This is a genomic window from Aquimarina mytili (genome assembly GCF_016735115.1).
Classification (GTDB): domain Bacteria; phylum Bacteroidota; class Bacteroidia; order Flavobacteriales; family Flavobacteriaceae; genus Aquimarina; species Aquimarina mytili.
Genome location: NZ_JAERQJ010000003.1, coordinates 752,201 through 772,412 on the forward strand (window position 1 = coordinate 752,201; position 20,212 = coordinate 772,412).

Genomic DNA, 20,212 nt, shown 5'->3' on the forward strand with positions numbered 1-20,212 from the left:
TGAAAATCGACCGTTTATATAGAATGACACCAACTCATTACACTGCGCCCAATTTTTTTACATACTCTCTGGGAGTATCATTAACAAACATTTTAAACGCTCTATTAAAAGTAGATTTACTATTAAATCCAGAATCTATAGATAATGCAAGAAGTGTATGATGATGGTGCTCTCCATTCTGAATTTTTTCAATAAATGCCTCTACTCTATATTTATTAATATAGTCATAGAAATTCGTTTTATGAATATTATTAAGAAGCCAGGACATTTTGTTCGTTGATATATCCAGTGTTTTTGCCAAATCCACAAGTGTAAGTCTATGATTGAGATACACCTTTTGTTTTACCATGATTTCTTCTAATTTAGAATTAAGATCCTGAATTTGTTTGAGATCCAAGCCCTCATGGCTTTTGTGTTTCGGTTTTATTGATAAAGGCATTCTAAAAATATCAGGTTGTTTTAAACTATAAAAACCTATTATGTAGATAAAAACAGGTATCAATATCCAAATCATGTTATAATTAATAAATGATAGATAAATATCAAAGAAGTAATACTGAACAAAACCTATAACCCATAAGGCTAAAAAGATGACAACAACCCATAAAAATGTTCTAAGATAAGACGTTACATCTTGAGCATAGGATAGATTTTTTTTCTCTTCTCTGCTATAAGACTGAAATAGCTGAAAACAACGATACCAGAAATAAAAGTTAAACAAAATCCCAGTGATTTCTACTATAAAAAATGGTATAACAAAGTCTCCACTTCTAGCCATTAAAACAAATTCTTGATATGAGTATTGATAGGTCCAAAGATGATAGGTAAACATACCAACGGCTGGAATAAAGTTTATATAGTGCAATCTATACTTTACTTGTTCTTTAAATATTAATCGCCGATAATATAGATATAGTAATGGTCCAAAAATAAAAACGAACACATCCACAAATAATGCTAACCGAAAAAAGGCCACAGTTTTGGTTTCTACAGTAAAGAAAAACCGTCCAGTCAACATAATGGTCGCAATCCCAAGAATCCATGACAACACCCTGTTTGCCAATCTATTCTTATTTTGAATCATTTGGATAGCTATTGCCAGAAATATTCCTTGACTAATACCCAAAAAAATAATAAAATCAATCAGTCTAAAAGTTTGCATAAGAATCCGTTATCGTTTGAGTAAACTCTCTCAGGGCAAGCCTCAGAGCATTCAAATCTTGATTATCGAGTAAAATTAGAGTATCGGGGCATATCATTCGACCGACTCGATATATTCGCACAACTAAAGCATTCAAAAAAAAACAAATGTCAAAATATTTTGTCATGTATAATACTCAAACGAGAGTTCAATTTATAAAAATTGAACTCTCGTGTATTTAAAAAAAGGCGTTAATGCTCTCAATACAATGAAATAATCTATCTGAGTGAAATTTTCCTTAACGCTCCAACACCTCCAAATTCTGAAATATAAATGGCTTTTGCATACTTATCCACGGTAATTCCATTAGGACCATTAAATGATGCTTCTGCCACTGGACCATCAACAACTGCCGGAGTTCCTGTACCTGCAAATTCTTCAACGTTACCATCAAGGGTAACTTTAAATATTTTATTCACACCAATTCCGGTTGCAAAAACAGCATTACCTGCAACAGTGATATACCCAATACCAAAACCACTAACTACTGCATCAGGGATTGTAGCAATAAGAGACACATTTCCTTCTGGATCAATTGATACGATATCTGCTGTTGCAAAATTACCAACAACAAGATTTCCTTTATAGTCAAAATCAATACCTACTCCACCTGCTAATCTTGGATCAGATGCATATACGCTTACCTCTCCTTCTTGAGTAATTTTATGAACGGTTGGGGTTCCAAAATTTGATACGTATACGTTATTATGATAATCCAAAGTTAACCCAGACGGAAAACCATCAATTGTTGCTAATACGGTTCTAGTGCCATCTGGAGTAATTTTTAGCACATCTCCGGATCCGTTACCACTTCCATTAACGACATAAAAATTACCTTGTCCGTCGATTCCATTGCCTAAAGGCCCCGTTAAATCGGAAATAAACTCGGTTACCTCCCCACTTTTAGACACTTTAAAAACTCGAGTTCCGTTTCCGTTGGCACCAACAAATTGTCCAAATTCTGACACATATACATTCCCTCTACGATCTACTGAGACAGCATCATTTCCTGCAAAATCAGAAACTACGGTTTCTACTACTGGATCTGGATCAACTCCATCGCCATGACAGGAGCTTAGTGCTACCGATATTCCTAAAGCGGTAAAAAGAGTAAGCGCTTTGATGCTAATGTTTTTTGTACGTTTTTTCATTTGTATGATTTTTAAGTTTACTCTAAAGTATTTCTAGAGTGCTTAAAAATCGACCGTTTGGATGTAGTCGCACCTCTTTTCAGGCAATTTTTAACTTTTTGATGTAATTGCTAGGGGTATCATTCATCTCAAATTTAAAAGCCTTATTAAATGTAGACTTTGAATTAAAACCAGATTCTAACGAAAGAGCAAGAATAGTATGACGGTGGTGTTCGCCATTTTCAATCTTTTTTAAGAATTCCTTTATTCTATAGTGATTAATATAATCGTAGAAATTACTTTTTGAGATTGTATTGAGATACCACGAAATATTGTGTGTTGAAGTCTCTAGTTCTTCTGAAAGATCCCTTAATGTTAAATTAGGTTTCAAAAACATTTTTTCTTCTTCAATAAGACGTTTCATTTCTTTTTCGAGAAAAGCAATCTTAGTTTCGGGTAAACGCTGTTGGGTCTCTGGTTTATTTTTTTTCAAAGAAACCCTAAACAATTGTGGTTCTTTAAGACTATAATACCCAACAACAAAAATAAATATTGAAATAGCTCCCCAAACCGAATTATAGTTTATAAAACCGATAGGATAATTCAATAATCTCGGAACTATAAAACTTACTAACCATAGGATCAAAAAAACACCTACAGAGAGTTGAAAAAGTTTTAAAAATGAAACCAAACTTTGCTTGTAAGAGATTGCATTTTTTTCTTCTTTGATATATCTTTTTAAGAGTTTCACATTTAATATCCAATAATAAAAATTTGAAATAATACCTACTCCTTCTATAATTAAAAAAGGAACTTTAAAAAATCCAGAAGAAAGTTTTTCTGAGAATTCTTCAACTCCAAACCATAAGACATAAAAAGAAAATAAAACATGAATACCAACGGGAATATAATGCACCCAAGAAAGTTTAAAATTTATATTTTCTGAAAATGCAAGCCTCCTGAAATACATATAACATAATGGCCCAAATAGAAATATAATGGCGTCGATAAGTATGGTCCATTGAAACATGCGTATGGTCAAAAATCTGAAGAAAATTATTCTCCCCAGAAGCATGATAACCGCCAAAACCAAAATAACCGAAAGTAATATATTTGCCGGTTTGTTTTTATTCTTAATAAACTGAATCGTAATTGCCAGAAATAAACCTTGGCTTATTCCTAAAAAAAGCAGAAAATCAATTACTTCTAAAGACTGCATTAGCAACGCTTATTTTTGATTAAAAATGATATAATGCATCTTCGAGGTGCTCAATTGTTGTACCTCGCTTATTTTCAATAATGGCAACAATATCAAATCGGACCTCGACATCAAGATCATTATCTGTTATGTAATGATCAATGGCCTTAACCATTGATTGTATTTGTTTTGGTTTCACAAACTCTTGCGGGTCACCAAAATCTGCAGTACTACGCGTTTTAACCTCAACAACCACAATCACATCTTTTGTTCTAGCAATAATATCAATTTCAGATTTTAAATACCTATAATTTTTTTCTAAAATTTCATATCCTTTATGGAGCAAAAAATCAACAGCCAATTTTTCTCCTTTTTTTCCTAAGGTATTATGCTCTGCCATAGTTATACATAGTTTAATTTAACCTCATCTTTGGTAACCTGCAAAGAAGCCTCAGCTCCAAAAATAAGAGTCCGATTATCTTCTATATGCCCCATTGGAAATTTGAATACCACCGGAAAACCATACTCCTTTACAATATCTAAAATAATTTGTTTTGGTTTTTTACCAAAAGGAATATTATTATCATGCATTTTGGTCATACCGCCTACAATTAACCCAGATAACTCATCAAAATATCCGTTTCGCTTCAAATTTTGCAGCATTCTATCAATATGATAAAGGTACTCATCTAAATCTTCGATGCATAAGATTTTACCAGAAGTATTCAAAGATGAATCAGAACCGCACATGGAATAGAGCATCGATAAATTTCCACCCACAAGTTGCCCTGAACACGTTCCTTGAATATTTTTTTTAGATAGTGGAATTGTATACGTAATATTCTTTCCAAAAATAGCATCTCCAAGAGCATCTATCGATGCTTTAGTTCCTTTATGTATGTCTATTGGCATAGGGGCGTGTAAGGAACAAATTCCCAAATTATGGAGATGAGAATGCAATACAGTAATATCTGAGTATCCTATGATCCATTTGGGTTGCTTACAAAATTGAGAAAAGTCAATATCATCAATTATTCTCACAGTTCCATACCCTCCTCTGGCACACCATATTGCTTTAATTTCTTGATCATCCAACATATTCTGAAAATCAGACACTCGTTCTGCATCAGTACCCGCAAATTGATGATCGCTTATTCCTATTGTTGAACCTAGCACAGGTACCAATTTCCATTGTTTCAGAATATAGATGGCATCCTCAATCTCTTTTGTATCAATTTTCCTGGCAGTAGCAACAATTGCGATTTTATCTCCTTCTTTAATAAAATCAGGCTTCAACATTTCTTAAAATTTCAAATTAATGATACTAATTAACAAAGACTTTCGTTATTATCTATTATATTGTGCTATAATTTGTCCCTCAAACCCCTACTATTAAATCTTTATGCCTATGATTTCTGATACTTCATGTAATCTAGACTCCCTTGATCCATATGTACCTTCTGCAGAAAACCCATGGAATGTTACTAGGGTAAATCATTTATATCGCAGAATTGGTTTTGGAGCATCTAAAGCTGAAGTTTTGGCTGCTTTATCTCAAAACCCAGGTACACTTGTTGACACCTTAATTGATGAAGCCATTGCATTAAACACTACGCCACCACTCCCATGGAGTTTATGGAATAGAGACCAATTTGATGCTGCCGAAGATGCCAATCCCGACAATGATCTAAATTTCTATCGACAAGAAGGAAAAAACCAAATGATTGGTGATTTAATTCAAAACAAAGTTAGAGAGCGTCTTACTTTATTTTGGAGTAATCATTTTGTTACCGAAGACGACACCTATAGAAGCCCCGCTTATCAACTACAATATTATAGCCTATTGCAAATGCATGCGATAGGAAATTTTAGAGATTTTGTATATGATATTGGGATCTCAAATGCTATGTTGGTCTACCTTAATGGTGATGAAAATGTAAGAGATAGACCTAATGAAAATTATGCTCGCGAATTATACGAACTTTTTACATTAGGCGTGGACAATGCCTATACCGAAGATGATATACAAGAAACCGCCAAAGGTCTTACTGGCTATGTAGACAATGGTGGCATTTCTTGGGGAGATATCCTTTTTGACCCAAGTGAGTTTAGCAATGAGACTAAAACCATTTTTGGCCAAACAGGAAACTGGACATATGACGATGTAATTAATATCTTGTTTCAACAAAGAGCTACAGAAGTGGCTACATTTATTTGTTCTAAATTATACGCATATTTTGTAAGTCCAACATGTAGTGAGGCTATCGTGGCGCAAATGGCGCAAACCTTTATCACTAATAATTTTGAAATTGCACCAGTACTTCGCCAATTATTTAAAAGCCAGCATTTCTTTAATATCGAAGCCATAGGAGCCATCATTAAAAGCCCTTGTGATCTATTAATTTGTTTTTATAACGAGCTTGGGTTTACACTTGATGCCGCTATAAATACTAATGATTTTATTCGAGGATCAGTTCGAATATTAGGGCAAGATGTATTAAACCCTATCGATGTTGAGGGTTGGCAAGGAGATGAAGATTGGATTAGTCCTGATTTACTAATCGGTAGATGGGAAAGTGCTCGATTTATTATAAACCAGGCCTTGCAAAATAATTTGCAACAGTTTAGAGATTTTGTGGTGGGATTACCCATTGGTACTGCCGCCGACGGAACGCTACAACCTACATTAAGCGGGCCAGAAGTAGAAATTGTGGTAAGAGCAATTGTAAATTACTTCTTTCCTCGAGGTATTGCGGATGATGTTATTTTTAATGAGATTTTGGGTGTATTTAAGGAGATTTTTCCTCCTACGTATTACGAAATTGGCGGGAGCCCAACTTGGGATCTCGGCTTTAATGAAGTAGCAGATCAATTTGCTGCGCTCTTAGATTATATTGTAGACATCCCCGAATTTCAACTTAAATAAACTGTTATGTGCGAAACAAATCACAATAAAAATATAAAAGTTAACAAGAATGATTCTTGTAATACTGCCGATCATAAAAAATGGAATAGAAGATCTTTTCTGCAAGCTCTTGGGCTAGCAGGTGGTGGGTCAATGATGCTTGCCAATACACCTCTTTCGGTATCGCGTCCTTCACCTTTATCTATAGCGCTAAGTCAAGCCGAAAATGATAATATTCTAATCATTTGTAGATTGCAAGGTGGTAATGATGGTTTTAATACTATAATCCCTGTGTACGACTATGATGTATATGCCAATGCAAGACCTTTAATACGAATCCCTCCTAGTGAGTTTATCACTCTGGATGACAATTTTTCGATGCCCAAACCCATGAACAAACTTGAAAGTGTTTGGGGCGATGGTCAAATGCGTGTTGTGCATGGTGTTGGATACGAAGATTCTTCGCTATCTCATTTTAAAGGATCAGACATTTATGCCAATACCAATCTGGAAGAAGATGATCGAACAGGTTTTATGGGAAGATATTTCCAAGAACTCTATCCAGATTATTTCTTTAATCCGCCAGCCAGTCCACCGTCAATTCAAATCGGAAGTATTGGGAATTTAATTTTCAAAGGACCTCAAAACGACTTCTCGTTTGCCGTTTCTGATCCCAGAAGATTACTACAGATTATAGAGAATGAAACATTTTATAATCTAGATGGGCTAGAGAATTGTACCTATGATGACAAGGTTAGATATCTTAGAGAAGCTACAAATACAACCTTTAATTATGCCGATGTTATCAGTGCAGCTTATGATAGATCTGGACCAAATGATTTTGCAGGATACTTGGATGATAGCCTGGGGAGACAGTTTAGTATTATCTCAAGATTGATTAAAGGAAACTTAGGAACAAAAGTATATTTAGTTACTCTGGGTGGTTTTGATACACATAATAATCAACCACAAAGGCATCAGCAACTTTTAAATTCTTTTTCTGAAGCCGTAAGTACATTCTATAAAGATCTTACCGCAGCAGGATGGGATGATAAGGTACTTACAATGACGATTTCAGAATTTGGTCGTCGTTTTAGAGAAAATGGTTCTTTAGGTACCGATCATGGTACTGCAGCACCGACTATGTTTTTTGGCTCTGCCCTTAATGGTAATGGTTTTGTTGGAGAACATCCAGATTTAAATGATTTAACCCGAGGTGGAAATGTGACCAATACCATGGATTTCAGACAAGTATATGCCACAGTGATGAAAGATTGGTTGTGTATTGATCAAGGATTGGTAGGAAGAGCTTTATTAGGTGCTGATTTTGAGTCCCTTGATTTAGGGTTCAATTGTAGTGGCTCCAGTTTTACGCCAGCCGATGGTGCTGGGATCTCACATATCCCGTCGTATAGTGATAATCAAACCTTTCTTAATATAGTAACTCCTGAGACTACGCATATCGATGTATCTTTATACAACGTGATTGGTCAAAAAGTAGCAACTCTGGCCAATGAAATGCTTATGGAGGGTGTAGATCTTGTTATAAATGTAAAAGAAGCTGCAAAAACACGATTAAGCACAGGGCCATATGTCTATCAAATTCAGACAAATAATGGTAATTATAGTAAGTCAATTATAATTTCATAAAACAAATACAAATAGCCGCTGCAATCATTCTAAATAATTGGATCTGCAGCGGCTTTATTTTGCTCCTGTTTTTATTACCTTTGTGCCTTATTTTTAAGCATTATGAGCACAGAGGGAAGATATACCATTACCGCAGCATTACCATATACTAATGGTCCAATACATATAGGCCATCTAGCAGGAGTTTATGTTCCTGCAGATATATATTCGCGCTATCTTAGAATCACAGGCAATGATGTTGCTTTTATTTGTGGTAGCGATGAGCATGGTGCTGCTATCCCAATGCGTGCCAAAAAAGAAGGTGTTTCACCACAAGTGATCATTGATAAGTACCATTCGATAATTAAAAAATCTTTTGAAGATTTTGGAATATCATTCGATAATTATTCCAGAACCTCTGCTCCTATTCATCATGAAACAGCATCGGAGTTTTTCAAAAAAATGTACAATGATGGTAAGTTTATCGAAGAAACATCAGAGCAATTATATGATCCAGAGGCAGAACAATTTCTTGCAGATCGATTTGTAATTGGCACTTGCCCAAAATGCGGAAATGAAGAAGCTTATGGAGACCAGTGCGAAAACTGCGGAAGCTCTCTTAATGCAACCGATCTTATAAATCCAAAATCAACCATTTCGGGGGCAGAACCTATTCTAAAACAAACCAAACACTGGTTTTTACCTCTAGATCAATATGAAGATTTCTTAAAAGAATGGGTACTAAAAGGTCATAAAAAAGACTGGAAAACCAATGTATATGGTCAGATTAAATCCTGGGTAGACGATGGATTGCGTCCACGTGCAGTGACCCGAGATTTGGATTGGGGGATCCCGGTACCTGTAGAAGGAGCCGAAGGAAAAGTATTATATGTTTGGTTTGATGCCCCAATTGGGTATATCTCCTCTACCAAAGAATGGGCTGCGAGAGAAGGAAAAGATTGGGAACCATACTGGAAAGATAAAAACACTAAACTAGTCCATTTTATAGGAAAAGACAATATTGTGTTTCACTGTATTATTTTCCCAAGTATGCTCAAGGCAGAAGGAAGTTATATTTTGCCAGAAAACGTGCCTGCCAATGAGTTTTTGAACTTAGAAGGAAACAAGCTTTCTACATCAAAAAACTGGGCAGTATGGTTACATGAATATTTAGAAGAATTTCCTGGCAAACAAGATGTGCTGCGATATGCACTTACCGCTAATGCTCCAGAGACTAAGGACAATGATTTTACCTGGAAAGATTACCAGGCACGTAATAATAATGAATTAGTAGCTATATTCGGAAATTTTATTAACCGAGTTGTTGTGCTTACCAATAAATATTATGATGGTGTTGTTCCGGCACCTGCTGCATTATCTGAAATAGATACTCAAACTTTAGCAGAATTAAAAGCGTATCCAGCTGTTATCTCAAGCTCTATCGAGCGCTATCGATTTAGAGAAGCCAGCCAGGAGTTAATGAATGTAGCCCGCTTAGGAAACAAATATCTTGCAGACGAAGAACCTTGGAAAACGATCAAAACGGATGAAGATCGCACAAAAACAGTAATGTATGTGGCACTACAAATTGCCTCGGCTTTGGCAACACTTGCCGAACCATTTTTACCATTCACAAGTACCAAGCTGAAATCGATTCTTTCTCATGCTGCACTCAATGCAGAATGTAGTTGGAATGAAATAGCAACACAAGAAGTGCTATTGCCAGCTGGGCATCAAATTGAAAAAGGAGAATTATTATTCTCAAAAATTGAGGATACCGAAATCCAAAAACAATTAGACAAACTAGAAGCTACCAAAAAGGCCAACGAAGCCGAAAATAAAGTAGTAGAACCGCAAAAAGAAACTGCAACTTTTGAAGATTTTACGAAGCTAGATATGAGAGTAGGTACCATCATTGAAGCCGAAAAAATGCCTAAAGCAAAGAAGCTCTTAGTTCTTAAAGTAGATACGGGAATCAATACCAGAACGATCGTTTCAGGTATTGCAGAGCATTTTACTCCTGAAGAAGTAGTGGGTAAAAATGTAACCGTATTAGTTAACCTTGCACCTAGAAAACTACGTGGCGTAGAGAGCGAAGGCATGATCCTAATGACTGAAACACCAGAGGGTAAATTGGTTTTCTTAAATCCTAATGAGGATGGAGTGAAGCCTGGTGCTGTTGTTAGTTGAAAAAGATTAAATACAACGGTAACATTTTTCATAAAAAAGACATTAATGTTTTTAAACAATTCTAAAAAAATTGAAATGAAACATGTATTTTTTATGATGTTAGTTATTCTGTATGTAGCCCCTATTATTTCTCAAAAAACAGTTGCTTATAGTGACATTGCTTTAAAAAGCAAAAGAGACGCTGTACCACTTGTTAATAACCAATCTAATGAGTTATCCTTATTTATTGCTGACAGGAAAAAGTTATTTTTAAAAAAGTACAATCAAGAATTTAAATTAAGTAAAGAACAAGTATTTAAACGACCTACATCAAACCTTAAAAACATTATTGAAGGGGTCTATGGTTTAGAAAATCAATATCTCTTTTTACTTTCTAACAATTCAAAGAAGAGATTCGAATTATTAAAAGTAGATGCTCAACAAAACTCTGTTACATCAATACGAGATTATTTGAACTATAATGAAGATGAATACTTACAGACTTTTAAAATTAAGAATCAAATTTATGTAATGACAATTGGCAAGAATCAGTCGTATTTAAATATCCATAAAATTAACACTAACGGTTCTTTAGAAAAAAGAAAATACGATTTATCTAGCGAAGAGTTTTTCTATAAAAAAAATAAAAAAATCTCGCTGTACAAAGCTTTACTTCGAGAAGAAGATAATGCCATCAATCCAGTCCTTCCAAATATACTAGCCCCGAAGCGCTTAGAACTAGAATATATTGAATCAGATATCTCCATTTCTATTGAGAAAGCTTCCAAAAAAAATAAGTTATTTGTAGAGGATGATAAAATTATCTTATTACTGGACCAAAGCAATTTATACTCGCAAATTGTAACTCTAGATCTAAATTCTACTAATTATAAAGTAGATAATATTAAGAAACCCTTTTTATCTGAGTATGGTTTGACTGAAAGCAATTCTTTTATATCCAAAAATCAGTTATATCAACTTGCTGTTTCTAATAAATATATGAAATTTACGGTTACTGATATTTCTTCGAAGAAATTGATTAAAAAAATACATTTGGCTCAAAAAGATTCTATTACTTTCAAAAATACGCCCATTATACAAGAAGGAGGCGAATTTAATAATTATAGAGAAATGGAAAAAACATCAAAATTTTTAAGAAAATTATCACTCGGATCTGTAGGAGTTTCAGTATACCATAGTAATGATAGTATTCAAGTAATGCTAGGGGGTATAGAGCATATGCATGGAATGGATGGAGGTTTTTCTCAAGTTGTTACAGTGGATTTGGGCTCTACAGGTGTGACATATACATATGTTCCACCCCTTTTGGAGTCCTATCGCAGTTATGCAGGATCAAAATCTACTTATATCAAATGTTTATTTGATGAAAATTGGTCTCATATTCCAGGTGAAATGCCGACCAATGGTTTTGATAAAATCGAAGAGATTAAAAAACAGATTCTGGATGAAAATACAGAAACCATTTTCAGATTTGGTGATCATTTAATTTATGGATATTACTATCCCAAACAACGCAAATATTTCTTGAAAAAGTTCGATAATTAACACCTCTTTCATGCTCAAAATAGCCTATCATCCAATCTATACGCATCCTTTACCACAAGGGCACAGGTTTCCTATGATCAAATATGAGCTATTACCTAAGCAACTTATACATGAGGGCACTTGCGAAGAGCAAAATTTTTTTACACCAGAGGTTCCAGATTCAAAACCCATCATTGCCGTTCATACCAAAGAATATTATCAAAGCCTAATAGAACAATCTTTACCCCCTAAAGCCGCCAGAAAAATCGGTTTTCCATTATCAAAAGAGTTGGTTGAGCGCGAGATGATCATTGCAGATGGCACTATAAAAGCATCAGAACATGCCCTAAAACATGGTATTGCTATGAATATAGCTGGAGGAACCCATCACGCCTATACGGGTCATGGCGAAGCTTTTTGCTTGCTTAACGATCAGGCTATTGGTGCAAGATATCTTTTACAAAAAGGATGGGTTAAAAAGGTTCTTATCATTGATCTTGATGTGCACCAAGGCAATGGTACTGCCGAAATATTTGAACATGACACTACCGTATTTACATTTTCAATGCATGGTGCAAATAACTACCCCTTTAAAAAAGAAACCTCTGATCTGGATATTGAATTGCCTAACGAAGTTAGTGATCAGGAATATTTAAAAATCCTAAAAGAAACGCTCCCCAGTCTTATTACGGCACAACAACCCGATTTTATCTATTATCTATGTGGTGTTGATATTCTAGCCACCGATAAATTAGGAAAATTGGGCTGTACAGTATCTGGTTGTAAAGAACGTGATCGTTTTGTATTACAAACCTGTAAAGATCTTGACATCCCACTAATGTGTTCTATGGGTGGAGGATATTCTGCAGATATAAAGATTATTGTTGAAGCTCATGCTAATACGTTTAGATTGGCTCAGGATATTTTCTTTTAAGCAATAGGCTAAAGTTTATCTGTTTTTATTCATAACGTTCTGTGTCTCTTAAACACAAATAACCATACAGAGAACACTTATTTCTTAATTGCTGCAGTTATTACTTTATAGTTTAAAGAATTTAGCATTTCACCTAGTTTTACAGTACTATTTTTTATAGTCACTACTAAACCAAAACGAACAATTCAATAATGGGTAAACAAAAAAAGAAGGGGGGGTCCCAAGATGATTCTGCACTGTTGAATATGGAAAAACTAGAACGTTTTACTACTCCACAAGTTACAGAGGAGGGTACGACAAGATATTATAGAGGAGCCCCAAAAGAAGAAGTAACACAAAATGCAGCAACTGGTAGAGCTCCAATACGAGATTCTGGAGAAAATACGATTACTGTCGAAATACACGGTGCAGTTGCATATGCAAGGGGCCTAGACGGTAAGCAAGACGGAGCCATATCGAGTTTTTCTCTTTATGATGATATGGTAGCTAAAGGAATAGAGCAAGGCCTTTTAATAGAAAAAATAGATCATTCGCGTGACTATCATGCTGGTGATGATAAACATCCGGTGACCAATATACAAGCCACAACTAAAGAAGGAAGAGAATACCTTAGAGAATGCGTTGTACCCGGAAGTGTTAAAGCATTGGATCAAGACATCCCCGCACTGTACAGACCCACCAAAGCACAAAAAAACAGGGGTCTAAAAGGGTTAGAAGCACTTCAAAGACGTACTAGTGATCCTAGTGAGGCAGTACCAAGTGAGGTGTTTCGAAAAAATTTAAGAGAAGGAAAATATAAAAAGGAAGGAGAGAAAACTAAAGAAGAGAAAAAGGAAGGAGAGCAAAAGAAAGGAAAGAAAAAGAAAGGAAAGAACAGAGGGAGAAGGAGCAGCAGGGTAGGATAAGGCAAGGGCCATAATATTTTAATTAGTCGATATATTATACTTCCAAATTGAATTTTCCGGAAAACATAAAACATGTGTGAATATCAAAGGATAACACACATAAACATTTGTAAATGGATATTTCATCGTATCTTACCTTCAAATCAAATTGAAGATGCGTAAAGAATGCCCCATATGTGGAAACAAAATTATAGGTCGTGCCGATAAAAAATTCTGCAGTGATTATTGTCGTAATTCTTATAACAACCAGCTGAACAAAGACAGTAAAAACTTGGTCCGTAACATTAATAATCTACTACGAAAAAACTATCGTATCCTCGAAGCGTTAAATCCTAAAGAAAAAACCAAAACCACCAAATCAAAACTTATTGCCAAGGGGTTTGATTTTAATCATTTTACAAGCATATATACCACCAAAACTGGAAACATTTATTATTTTGTCTATGATCAGGGTTATCTACCCCTAGAGAATGATTTTTATGCTTTGGTAAAAAGAAATTAATCAATCATGCATACAGCATCTATGTTATTAATCCATTTTGAGCCCTATTATATAATGAACGCTTTTCTGGTGCTTGCGGGGATGTTTATTTTGTTTGTGAGTTTTTTACACTTTAATAGTCCAAAAATGAAGATCAAGAAGGCCTTTAAAGATTTAAAAAACAAAAGAGTTCAGCTAGCAAAAGAAAATGAATATTTTAAGGTGATAGGTAATGCCTCAACATTAGATCAAAATACACTTACCTCACCACTAGGCAAAAAGAAATGTGTTTACTATCAGGTGCATATCACACAAAGAATAGGAAATGCTTTAAAAACGATTGTAAAAGAAGAAAAATGTGTAGATTTTATAGTTGAATCTTATAGAGAAAAAGCAATAATCAAGGCCGATGTAGACACAATGCACAAAAAAGTGCACTTAATAGAACATCTAAAACAGCAATCCAATATCAAAATGACGGCAAGCAAAGAATTTGAAGACTATCTAAATTCGTATGGAAAAAGCACTAAAAACACAGTTAATACCATACGTTATGATGAAGCTTGTATAGAAATAGGTCAAAAAATAGCTGTAGCGGGTATAGCACATTGGATAGAATCTGATCATAAGCTTGATCAGTACTCTTCCAAAAACTTACAAATATCAGGTGATAAAAACAAGAAGCTATTAATTACAAATGACTCAAGGGTATTCTAATTTTAATTAAGATATTTATTCTAATTTTGGTTTCTAGTATTAGATTTAAACCTGTTTTTACTAAAAAACAGCCCTAAACATAATCATGATTTTTCTACAACATAATATAGATTATCCTGCTATTATTTTTGGCATCATTTTTCTTGTAATCATAGGAGGGTGTATTGCAATGTTCATCTATAAACAAAAAAGAAGTATTATTCGTCGCACGTTTAGAAAAATTCCAGAAAAAAATATTTTACTTGCTAAAGAAAATGAATATATAAAAGTTATAGGAAACACAAACCCTATTGACGAACCTTTAATTGCTCCTTTAAGTAAAAGAAGATGCGTATATTATCAAATAACTGTTGAACAAGTTGGAGAAAGTGGTGTTAATAACCGAAATACGAACGTAATTATAGATGAAGAAAAATGCATAAATTTTAGTATTGAATCTTTGGAATCTAAAGCTATTGTAAAGACTACGTCATTAGAAGATTCAAGAATGGTTCATTTAAAAAAAGATAGGAAGTTTACATCAGATATATGGAACGGTGCTTCGGATAATTTACAAACCTATCTCAACTCTAAAGGTATGAAAAGCACATTTTTTGGCCTCAGTAAATCTATGGCCTATTATGAAAGTGTTATAGAAATAGGTGAAAAAATAGCTGTGGCAGGCATGGCACATTGGATAGAGTCTGATCATAAGCTTGATCAGTACTCTTCCAAAAATCTATGCATATCTGGTAACAAAGCGAATAAACTTTTAATTACTAATGATCCTGAAGTAATGGATACAAACTAAACTTATATTTTACAAATCTCGCCAATGCTGGCTGTTTAGTTTTAATGCGGCTTTCATCACATCTTTTTGACTAATTTGGCCTACCAGTTTTCCATCTTCAACGATTGGAAAGCGTCTTCTCTTCGTTTCTAAAAATTTATTAGCCGCATCAAAAATATTTATATTCCCATCGATAGTCTCCACATTCTTTACCATAAATTTTTCTACTCGAGCATCGTCGATAGGCATATTATAATAGCGGCTTTCATTTAATTGTTTGATACAATCTCCTTCAGAAATTATCCCTAATAATTCATTCCGTTCATTTACAACCGGTCCACCAGAAATTTTGTGCTTTACCAAGGTCTCGATTACCTCCATTACAGACTGATTAGGGTTAAATGTAATCAAGTCTTTTGTCATATAATCTGAAACTTTAATCGGAGTCTCATCTTGCTTCTTGGTTTTAGAGCGCGCTCCTTGAAAACTGATTATTCCCATAATGTTTAGTGATTTAGTGAATCTTAAATATAGTGATTTTCAATAACTTATTCAAGAAGCATTACTACTTTAGGGCATATCCAAGTGATTTTTAGTAGGTTCATAATTAGTTGTTTTAAGAAAGCGAACACGTTGCTATTTATGTATGTAATGATCATTTAGATTAGCAAATACATAATTGTTGTGGCTTATTTCTTACCTTTAACCTAAACCAATACACATATGCAAAAATTTTCTTCTCTATTTTCTTTCATAATTCTACTCTTCTTCATCTTTTATACATTCTACAGCAGCAAATCTCATAGCATTTCTGATATGGATACTCCAAATCAGGAATTTTCTACGCTTAGAGCATTAGAGCATGTAAAAAACATTTCTAAGACTCCGCATTATCTTGGTAGTCCTGCACATGAAGAAACAAAAACATATATTCTGAATGCGTTAAAAAAGATGGGATTGCAACCCGAGATACAAGAAGGTATATCGATTCCAAAAGGCGGAAATATGAGCAAACCACAAAATATCCTTGCCAAAATCAAAGGAAGTGGTGACGGAAAAGCTTTATTGTTGATGTCTCATTATGATAGCTCTCAACATTCTTCGTATGGAGCTAGTGATGCTGCCAGTGGGGTAGCCACAATTCTAGAGGGTGTTAGAGCATATTTAAGCACAAATAAGATTCCTAAAAATGATATCATCATATGTATTACCGATGGAGAAGAACTTGGATTAAACGGTGCCGATCTTTTTGTAAAAAAGCATCCCTGGGCCAAAAATATTGGACTTGCCCTTAATTTTGAAGCTAGAGGTAGCGGTGGAGATTCTTATATGCTTATCGAAACTAATGGGAAAAATGGAAAAATGATAGAGGAGTTTTCTAAAGCTGGAGTGCGATACCCAACAACGAACTCTTTAGCATATAGTATTTATAAAATGTTACCTAATGATACCGATCTTACGGTATTGAGAGAACAAGGGGATATTGAAGGATTTAACTTTGCATTTATTGATGATCATTATGATTATCATACGGCTAATGATACCTGGCAAAATTTGGACCTTATTACCCTTCAACATCAAGGAAGTTATTTAATGCCGCTTCTCTCCTATTTTTCAGAATCAAATATTAATAGTTTAAAATCTGATCAGGATTATATTTATTTTAATGCTCCAGTTTTTAAACTAATTAAATATCCCTTTAGCTGGATATTTGCATTATTAATCATTGCGATTGTTTTGTTTATTGGCCTTATCGTATATGGTAAAGCGATGTATCAGATTAATTTTAAAGAGGTTTTACAAGGGTTCGGAATTTTCTTAATAGCTATAAACTTAGCTGGGTTTCTAACTTTTGGATTATGGGAGCTTATCAAATTAATACATCCTGAGTACAAAGAAATCCAACATGGATTTACATACAACGGGCATTTATATATTTATACTTTTATAGTATTATCCATTGCAATATGTTTTAAAGTATATGCACGGCTAAGTAAAGGCACAAATATTCCTAATCTTATGATCGCCCCATTGTTTATGTGGTTAGTATTATGTGCTTCATCTGCCTTCTATCTTAAAGGAGCAAGTTATTTTATCATCATTGTTTTCTTTGGATTGCTTTCTTTATTTGTCCTTATCAGACAAAAGAATCCAAATCCATGGTTAATGATACTCCTTACATTGCCTTCAATTTTTATTCTTACACCCTTTATTGCAATGTTTCCTGTTGCTTTAGGACTTAAAATTCTTTTTGTTTCTGCTGTATTATCAGTATTGCTATTTGGTGTATTACTTCCGGTAGTTGGGTTTTACAAAAGAAAAGACCTGGTCGGAAACTTTGGTCTTTTTTTAGCTGTTGTTTTTCTGATCTTAGCATATGCAAAATCCGATTTCTCAGAAAAGCGACAAAAACCTAATAGTTTGGTATATATTTTAGACGCTGATCAAGACAATGCTGTTTGGGCGACATATGACAAAACACTTGATTCCTGGACTCAAAACTATATCAATACCGACCAAAACATTGCAGAAACCTATAATGCCAATGCGTTACATAGCAAATACGGAAGATCTTTTGCCTATGCCAATTCAGCACCTATTAAAGGTATTAGACAGCCAAGATTTGATGTTAGCAAGGATACTATTATTGGCAACAGTAGATATTATGACATATGCATAGCTCCGCAACGAGATATTCACAGAATCGATCTGTATACCGAAACCTTATTTAATTTTGAAGCCTTACGGGCCAATGGAGAAACTGCCATAGATTTTGAATACTCAGACGGTAGCACATACAATGTTTTTACAAAAAGATGGAAACAAAATCTACTCACTTATTACGTAAATAAAAATGAGCCTTTGGAACTAAAAATGCAATTTCATAAAGATTCTTTACCAAAACTCATTTTATATGAGTCTTCTTACGACTTACTTCAGAACGAGCATTTTTCGATCCCATCCAGAACTAAAGAAATGATGCCAAAACCATTTGTAATAAATGATGCTGTTATGATCAAGAAAAGTTTTGCTTTACAAGAATATCAAGAAAAAAAGGAAGATACCTTATCATCTCAAAAAGTAGAATTAACTCAAGTTCCACACATAAATGAATAAGCAAATTAGCATTCTTGGCACAGGGTGGCTTGGGTTTCCATTGGCAAAAGCTTTACTCAACGAAAATTATAATATAAAAGGCTCAACAACCTCAAAAAATAAGAGTGCCGTTTTAGAAAGTGCAGGTATAGATGGTCATCTCATTGCACTTGATGAACAAGGCCCTGTTGGAGATATAACTTCTTTTTTGAAGGGAAGTGAATTATTAATCATCAACATCCCTCCCGGATTAAGAAGAAACCCCGAAGGTAACTTTGTGGCTAAAATTCAAAACCTAATCCCCTATATCAAAAATTCAGGCATTCAAAATGTGCTTTTTGTGAGCTCTACGTCGGTTTTTGCAGATCAAGAAGGATTTCCATTGATTTTAGGAGAAACCCTCCCTAATGCAACTTCAAATGCTGGAAAACAGCTAATTCAAGTAGAACAATTACTGCAAAACCAGAAAAAGTTTAATACTACGATTTTACGTTTTGCAGGTTTATTTGGGCCAAACCGACATCCAGCTACGATGTTATCTCGCAGAACCAATGTTAAAAACCCCAAAGCCCCAGTAAATTTAATTCATCTTGATGATTGCGTTGGGATTATCAAAAAAATTATTGAAACCAATAGTTGGGGTCAGGTTTTTAATGCATCCTATCCAGATCATCCTGAAAAAGCTAAATATTATGAGAATGTTTGTATACAAATGGGACTATCAAAACCAGATTATGATTTTGAAACACCTTCTAAAGGAAAAATAATAGACTCAGCAAAGATTAAAGATGTTTTTGAGTATATATTTTTGCACGATCTAAATGTCTAATTATACTTGATTGACTTCATATAGATTAAAGTTAACTATGTGTTTTTAAATCTATCCTCATTTACACCCTTAATCAGCAGCCAAAACATTAACAAAATTTCAGAAATATGAGTAACCACAAGAAAAGGATTGGTCCATAATGTTTTCTCTTTTCCAGGAAAAAGAAATCCCTGAAAAAAACTAATAAGATACCCAAAACATCCAATCATCAATACTATTCCAATTATTTTAGGAAGATATCCCGATTTATATACCAAATAGCCTAGAGGAAGTAACCATAGCCCAAAAAATATGGAGACTACTAATCCTCCGTATTTATAAAGTTCAAGAAAAAAAAGTATTTGATTGAGCATTCCATCTTCAGCCAATAAAAGGGTCGCAAATAAGTTAAGTTGATTAAGTAGAAAAAGAGGTACAGGAATAATGGCTATAATAATCATCATGGTCGCATAATTCTTATTTACTTGCCTGAGTAGACTGTAAAGCAGAAATGCATAAAACATAAATATGATTTCCATAAATAAACCACTTACAATCCCTAAACGGAATAATGATTCATTTTCGATTAAATTTTCTGCCGTGGTAATAGCATCTCCAGGGACTATTAGTTTTGAATTTACGGTATAAGCAAAGGATCCTGTAATCAATACGATTAGCCCTATCAAGCCCGTGATTCTTGCAGTATTTTTGGCCGAGTCCATTTT

General features: G+C 34.2%; 18 protein-coding genes. 11 read left to right on the top strand and 7 right to left on the bottom strand.

Annotated features, from left to right (window positions below):
• Positions 1–37: 37 nt before the first annotated feature.
• The 5 genes from JJQ60_RS10595 to JJQ60_RS10615 all read right to left on the bottom strand — a co-directional run bounded on the left by JJQ60_RS10595 (position 38) and on the right by JJQ60_RS10615 (position 4,828).
• Positions 38–1,162, bottom strand: coding sequence for a helix-turn-helix domain-containing protein (locus JJQ60_RS10595; RefSeq protein ID WP_201919448.1), 1,125 nt, complete (start codon positions 1,160–1,162; stop codon positions 38–40).
• Positions 1,163–1,419: 257 nt separating this feature from the next.
• Positions 1,420–2,352, bottom strand: coding sequence for an NHL repeat-containing protein (locus JJQ60_RS10600; RefSeq protein ID WP_201919450.1), 933 nt, complete (start codon positions 2,350–2,352; stop codon positions 1,420–1,422).
• A gap of 79 nt (positions 2,353–2,431) precedes the next feature.
• A complete protein-coding gene (locus JJQ60_RS10605) occupies positions 2,432–3,550 on the bottom strand; it encodes a helix-turn-helix domain-containing protein (protein WP_201919452.1) in 1,119 nt (372 codons plus the stop codon).
• A gap of 19 nt (positions 3,551–3,569) precedes the next feature.
• On the bottom strand, positions 3,570–3,929 hold the full coding sequence (locus tag JJQ60_RS10610) for a YraN family protein (RefSeq protein ID WP_201919454.1): 360 nt from the start codon (positions 3,927–3,929) through the stop codon (positions 3,570–3,572).
• A 2-nt stretch (positions 3,930–3,931) separates the two neighbouring features.
• Positions 3,932–4,828, bottom strand: coding sequence for a S66 peptidase family protein (locus tag JJQ60_RS10615; RefSeq protein ID WP_201919456.1), 897 nt, complete (start codon positions 4,826–4,828; stop codon positions 3,932–3,934).
• 109 nt (positions 4,829–4,937) lie between these two features.
• Between JJQ60_RS10615 and JJQ60_RS10620 the strand changes: the two genes are divergently transcribed.
• From JJQ60_RS10620 to JJQ60_RS10660, 9 genes are all read left to right on the top strand, one after another.
• Complete coding sequence (locus JJQ60_RS10620) at positions 4,938–6,455, top strand: DUF1800 domain-containing protein (RefSeq protein WP_201919458.1); 1,518 nt, start codon at positions 4,938–4,940, stop codon at positions 6,453–6,455.
• Between the two features lie 6 nt (positions 6,456–6,461).
• Entirely contained in the window at positions 6,462–8,084 is a 1,623-nt protein-coding gene (locus tag JJQ60_RS10625) for a DUF1501 domain-containing protein (protein ID WP_236669085.1), read from the top strand.
• 102 nt (positions 8,085–8,186) lie between these two features.
• Positions 8,187–10,253 (top strand): methionine--tRNA ligase, encoded by a 2,067-nt coding sequence (metG, locus tag JJQ60_RS10630; protein ID WP_201919467.1) that lies wholly within the window; start codon positions 8,187–8,189, stop codon positions 10,251–10,253.
• Positions 10,254–10,328: 75 nt separating this feature from the next.
• Positions 10,329–11,798 carry a hypothetical protein gene (locus tag JJQ60_RS10635; RefSeq protein ID WP_201919469.1) on the top strand — a complete coding sequence of 490 codons (1,470 nt, stop codon included), beginning with the start codon at positions 10,329–10,331 and terminating at the stop codon, positions 11,796–11,798.
• 10 nt (positions 11,799–11,808) lie between these two features.
• Complete coding sequence (locus JJQ60_RS10640; protein ID WP_201919471.1) at positions 11,809–12,711, top strand: histone deacetylase family protein; 903 nt, start codon at positions 11,809–11,811, stop codon at positions 12,709–12,711.
• A gap of 191 nt (positions 12,712–12,902) precedes the next feature.
• A complete protein-coding gene (locus JJQ60_RS10645; RefSeq protein WP_201919473.1) occupies positions 12,903–13,616 on the top strand; it encodes a hypothetical protein in 714 nt (237 codons plus the stop codon).
• A 154-nt stretch (positions 13,617–13,770) separates the two neighbouring features.
• Entirely contained in the window at positions 13,771–14,118 is a 348-nt protein-coding gene (locus JJQ60_RS10650; RefSeq protein WP_201919475.1) for a DUF2116 family Zn-ribbon domain-containing protein, read from the top strand.
• 126 nt (positions 14,119–14,244) lie between these two features.
• Positions 14,245–14,814 (top strand): hypothetical protein, encoded by a 570-nt coding sequence (locus JJQ60_RS10655; RefSeq protein WP_201919477.1) that lies wholly within the window; start codon positions 14,245–14,247, stop codon positions 14,812–14,814.
• 85 nt (positions 14,815–14,899) lie between these two features.
• Entirely contained in the window at positions 14,900–15,604 is a 705-nt protein-coding gene (locus JJQ60_RS10660) for a hypothetical protein (RefSeq protein WP_201919479.1), read from the top strand.
• A 9-nt stretch (positions 15,605–15,613) separates the two neighbouring features.
• Here JJQ60_RS10660 and JJQ60_RS10665 read toward each other — a convergent pair whose 3' ends face one another.
• A complete protein-coding gene (locus tag JJQ60_RS10665) occupies positions 15,614–16,084 on the bottom strand; it encodes a CBS domain-containing protein (protein ID WP_201919481.1) in 471 nt (156 codons plus the stop codon).
• Positions 16,085–16,306: 222 nt separating this feature from the next.
• On the opposite strand from JJQ60_RS10665, the gene JJQ60_RS10670 reads away from it, so the two are divergent.
• Together JJQ60_RS10670 and JJQ60_RS10675 are read left to right on the top strand one after the other, a co-directional pair.
• Positions 16,307–18,700 carry a M28 family peptidase gene (locus JJQ60_RS10670; RefSeq protein ID WP_201919482.1) on the top strand — a complete coding sequence of 798 codons (2,394 nt, stop codon included), beginning with the start codon at positions 16,307–16,309 and terminating at the stop codon, positions 18,698–18,700.
• A complete protein-coding gene (locus JJQ60_RS10675; protein WP_201919484.1) occupies positions 18,693–19,508 on the top strand; it encodes an NAD-dependent epimerase/dehydratase family protein in 816 nt (271 codons plus the stop codon). The genes JJQ60_RS10670 and JJQ60_RS10675 overlap by 8 nt, the downstream gene beginning before the upstream one ends.
• 35 nt (positions 19,509–19,543) lie before the next feature.
• Here JJQ60_RS10675 and JJQ60_RS10680 read toward each other — a convergent pair whose 3' ends face one another.
• Complete coding sequence (locus tag JJQ60_RS10680) at positions 19,544–20,209, bottom strand: DUF4386 domain-containing protein (protein ID WP_201919486.1); 666 nt, start codon at positions 20,207–20,209, stop codon at positions 19,544–19,546.
• Between the last annotated feature and the right edge of the window lie 3 nt (positions 20,210–20,212).

Coding starts and splice junctions, on each gene's coding strand:
- JJQ60_RS10595 (WP_201919448.1), bottom strand. CDS start 1,162: ATGCAAACTTTTAGACTGATTGATTTTATTATTTTTTTGGGTATTAGT.
- JJQ60_RS10600 (WP_201919450.1), bottom strand. CDS start 2,352: ATGAAAAAACGTACAAAAAACATTAGCATCAAAGCGCTTACTCTTTTT.
- JJQ60_RS10605 (WP_201919452.1), bottom strand. CDS start 3,550: ATGCAGTCTTTAGAAGTAATTGATTTTCTGCTTTTTTTAGGAATAAGC.
- JJQ60_RS10610 (WP_201919454.1), bottom strand. CDS start 3,929: ATGGCAGAGCATAATACCTTAGGAAAAAAAGGAGAAAAATTGGCTGTT.
- JJQ60_RS10615 (WP_201919456.1), bottom strand. CDS start 4,828: ATGTTGAAGCCTGATTTTATTAAAGAAGGAGATAAAATCGCAATTGTT.
- JJQ60_RS10620 (WP_201919458.1), top strand. CDS start 4,938: ATGATTTCTGATACTTCATGTAATCTAGACTCCCTTGATCCATATGTA.
- JJQ60_RS10625 (WP_236669085.1), top strand. CDS start 6,462: ATGTGCGAAACAAATCACAATAAAAATATAAAAGTTAACAAGAATGAT.
- metG (WP_201919467.1), top strand. CDS start 8,187: ATGAGCACAGAGGGAAGATATACCATTACCGCAGCATTACCATATACT.
- JJQ60_RS10635 (WP_201919469.1), top strand. CDS start 10,329: ATGAAACATGTATTTTTTATGATGTTAGTTATTCTGTATGTAGCCCCT.
- JJQ60_RS10640 (WP_201919471.1), top strand. CDS start 11,809: ATGCTCAAAATAGCCTATCATCCAATCTATACGCATCCTTTACCACAA.
- JJQ60_RS10645 (WP_201919473.1), top strand. CDS start 12,903: ATGGGTAAACAAAAAAAGAAGGGGGGGTCCCAAGATGATTCTGCACTG.
- JJQ60_RS10650 (WP_201919475.1), top strand. CDS start 13,771: ATGCGTAAAGAATGCCCCATATGTGGAAACAAAATTATAGGTCGTGCC.
- JJQ60_RS10655 (WP_201919477.1), top strand. CDS start 14,245: ATGAAGATCAAGAAGGCCTTTAAAGATTTAAAAAACAAAAGAGTTCAG.
- JJQ60_RS10660 (WP_201919479.1), top strand. CDS start 14,900: ATGATTTTTCTACAACATAATATAGATTATCCTGCTATTATTTTTGGC.
- JJQ60_RS10665 (WP_201919481.1), bottom strand. CDS start 16,084: ATGGGAATAATCAGTTTTCAAGGAGCGCGCTCTAAAACCAAGAAGCAA.
- JJQ60_RS10670 (WP_201919482.1), top strand. CDS start 16,307: ATGCAAAAATTTTCTTCTCTATTTTCTTTCATAATTCTACTCTTCTTC.
- JJQ60_RS10675 (WP_201919484.1), top strand. CDS start 18,693: ATGAATAAGCAAATTAGCATTCTTGGCACAGGGTGGCTTGGGTTTCCA.
- JJQ60_RS10680 (WP_201919486.1), bottom strand. CDS start 20,209: ATGGACTCGGCCAAAAATACTGCAAGAATCACGGGCTTGATAGGGCTA.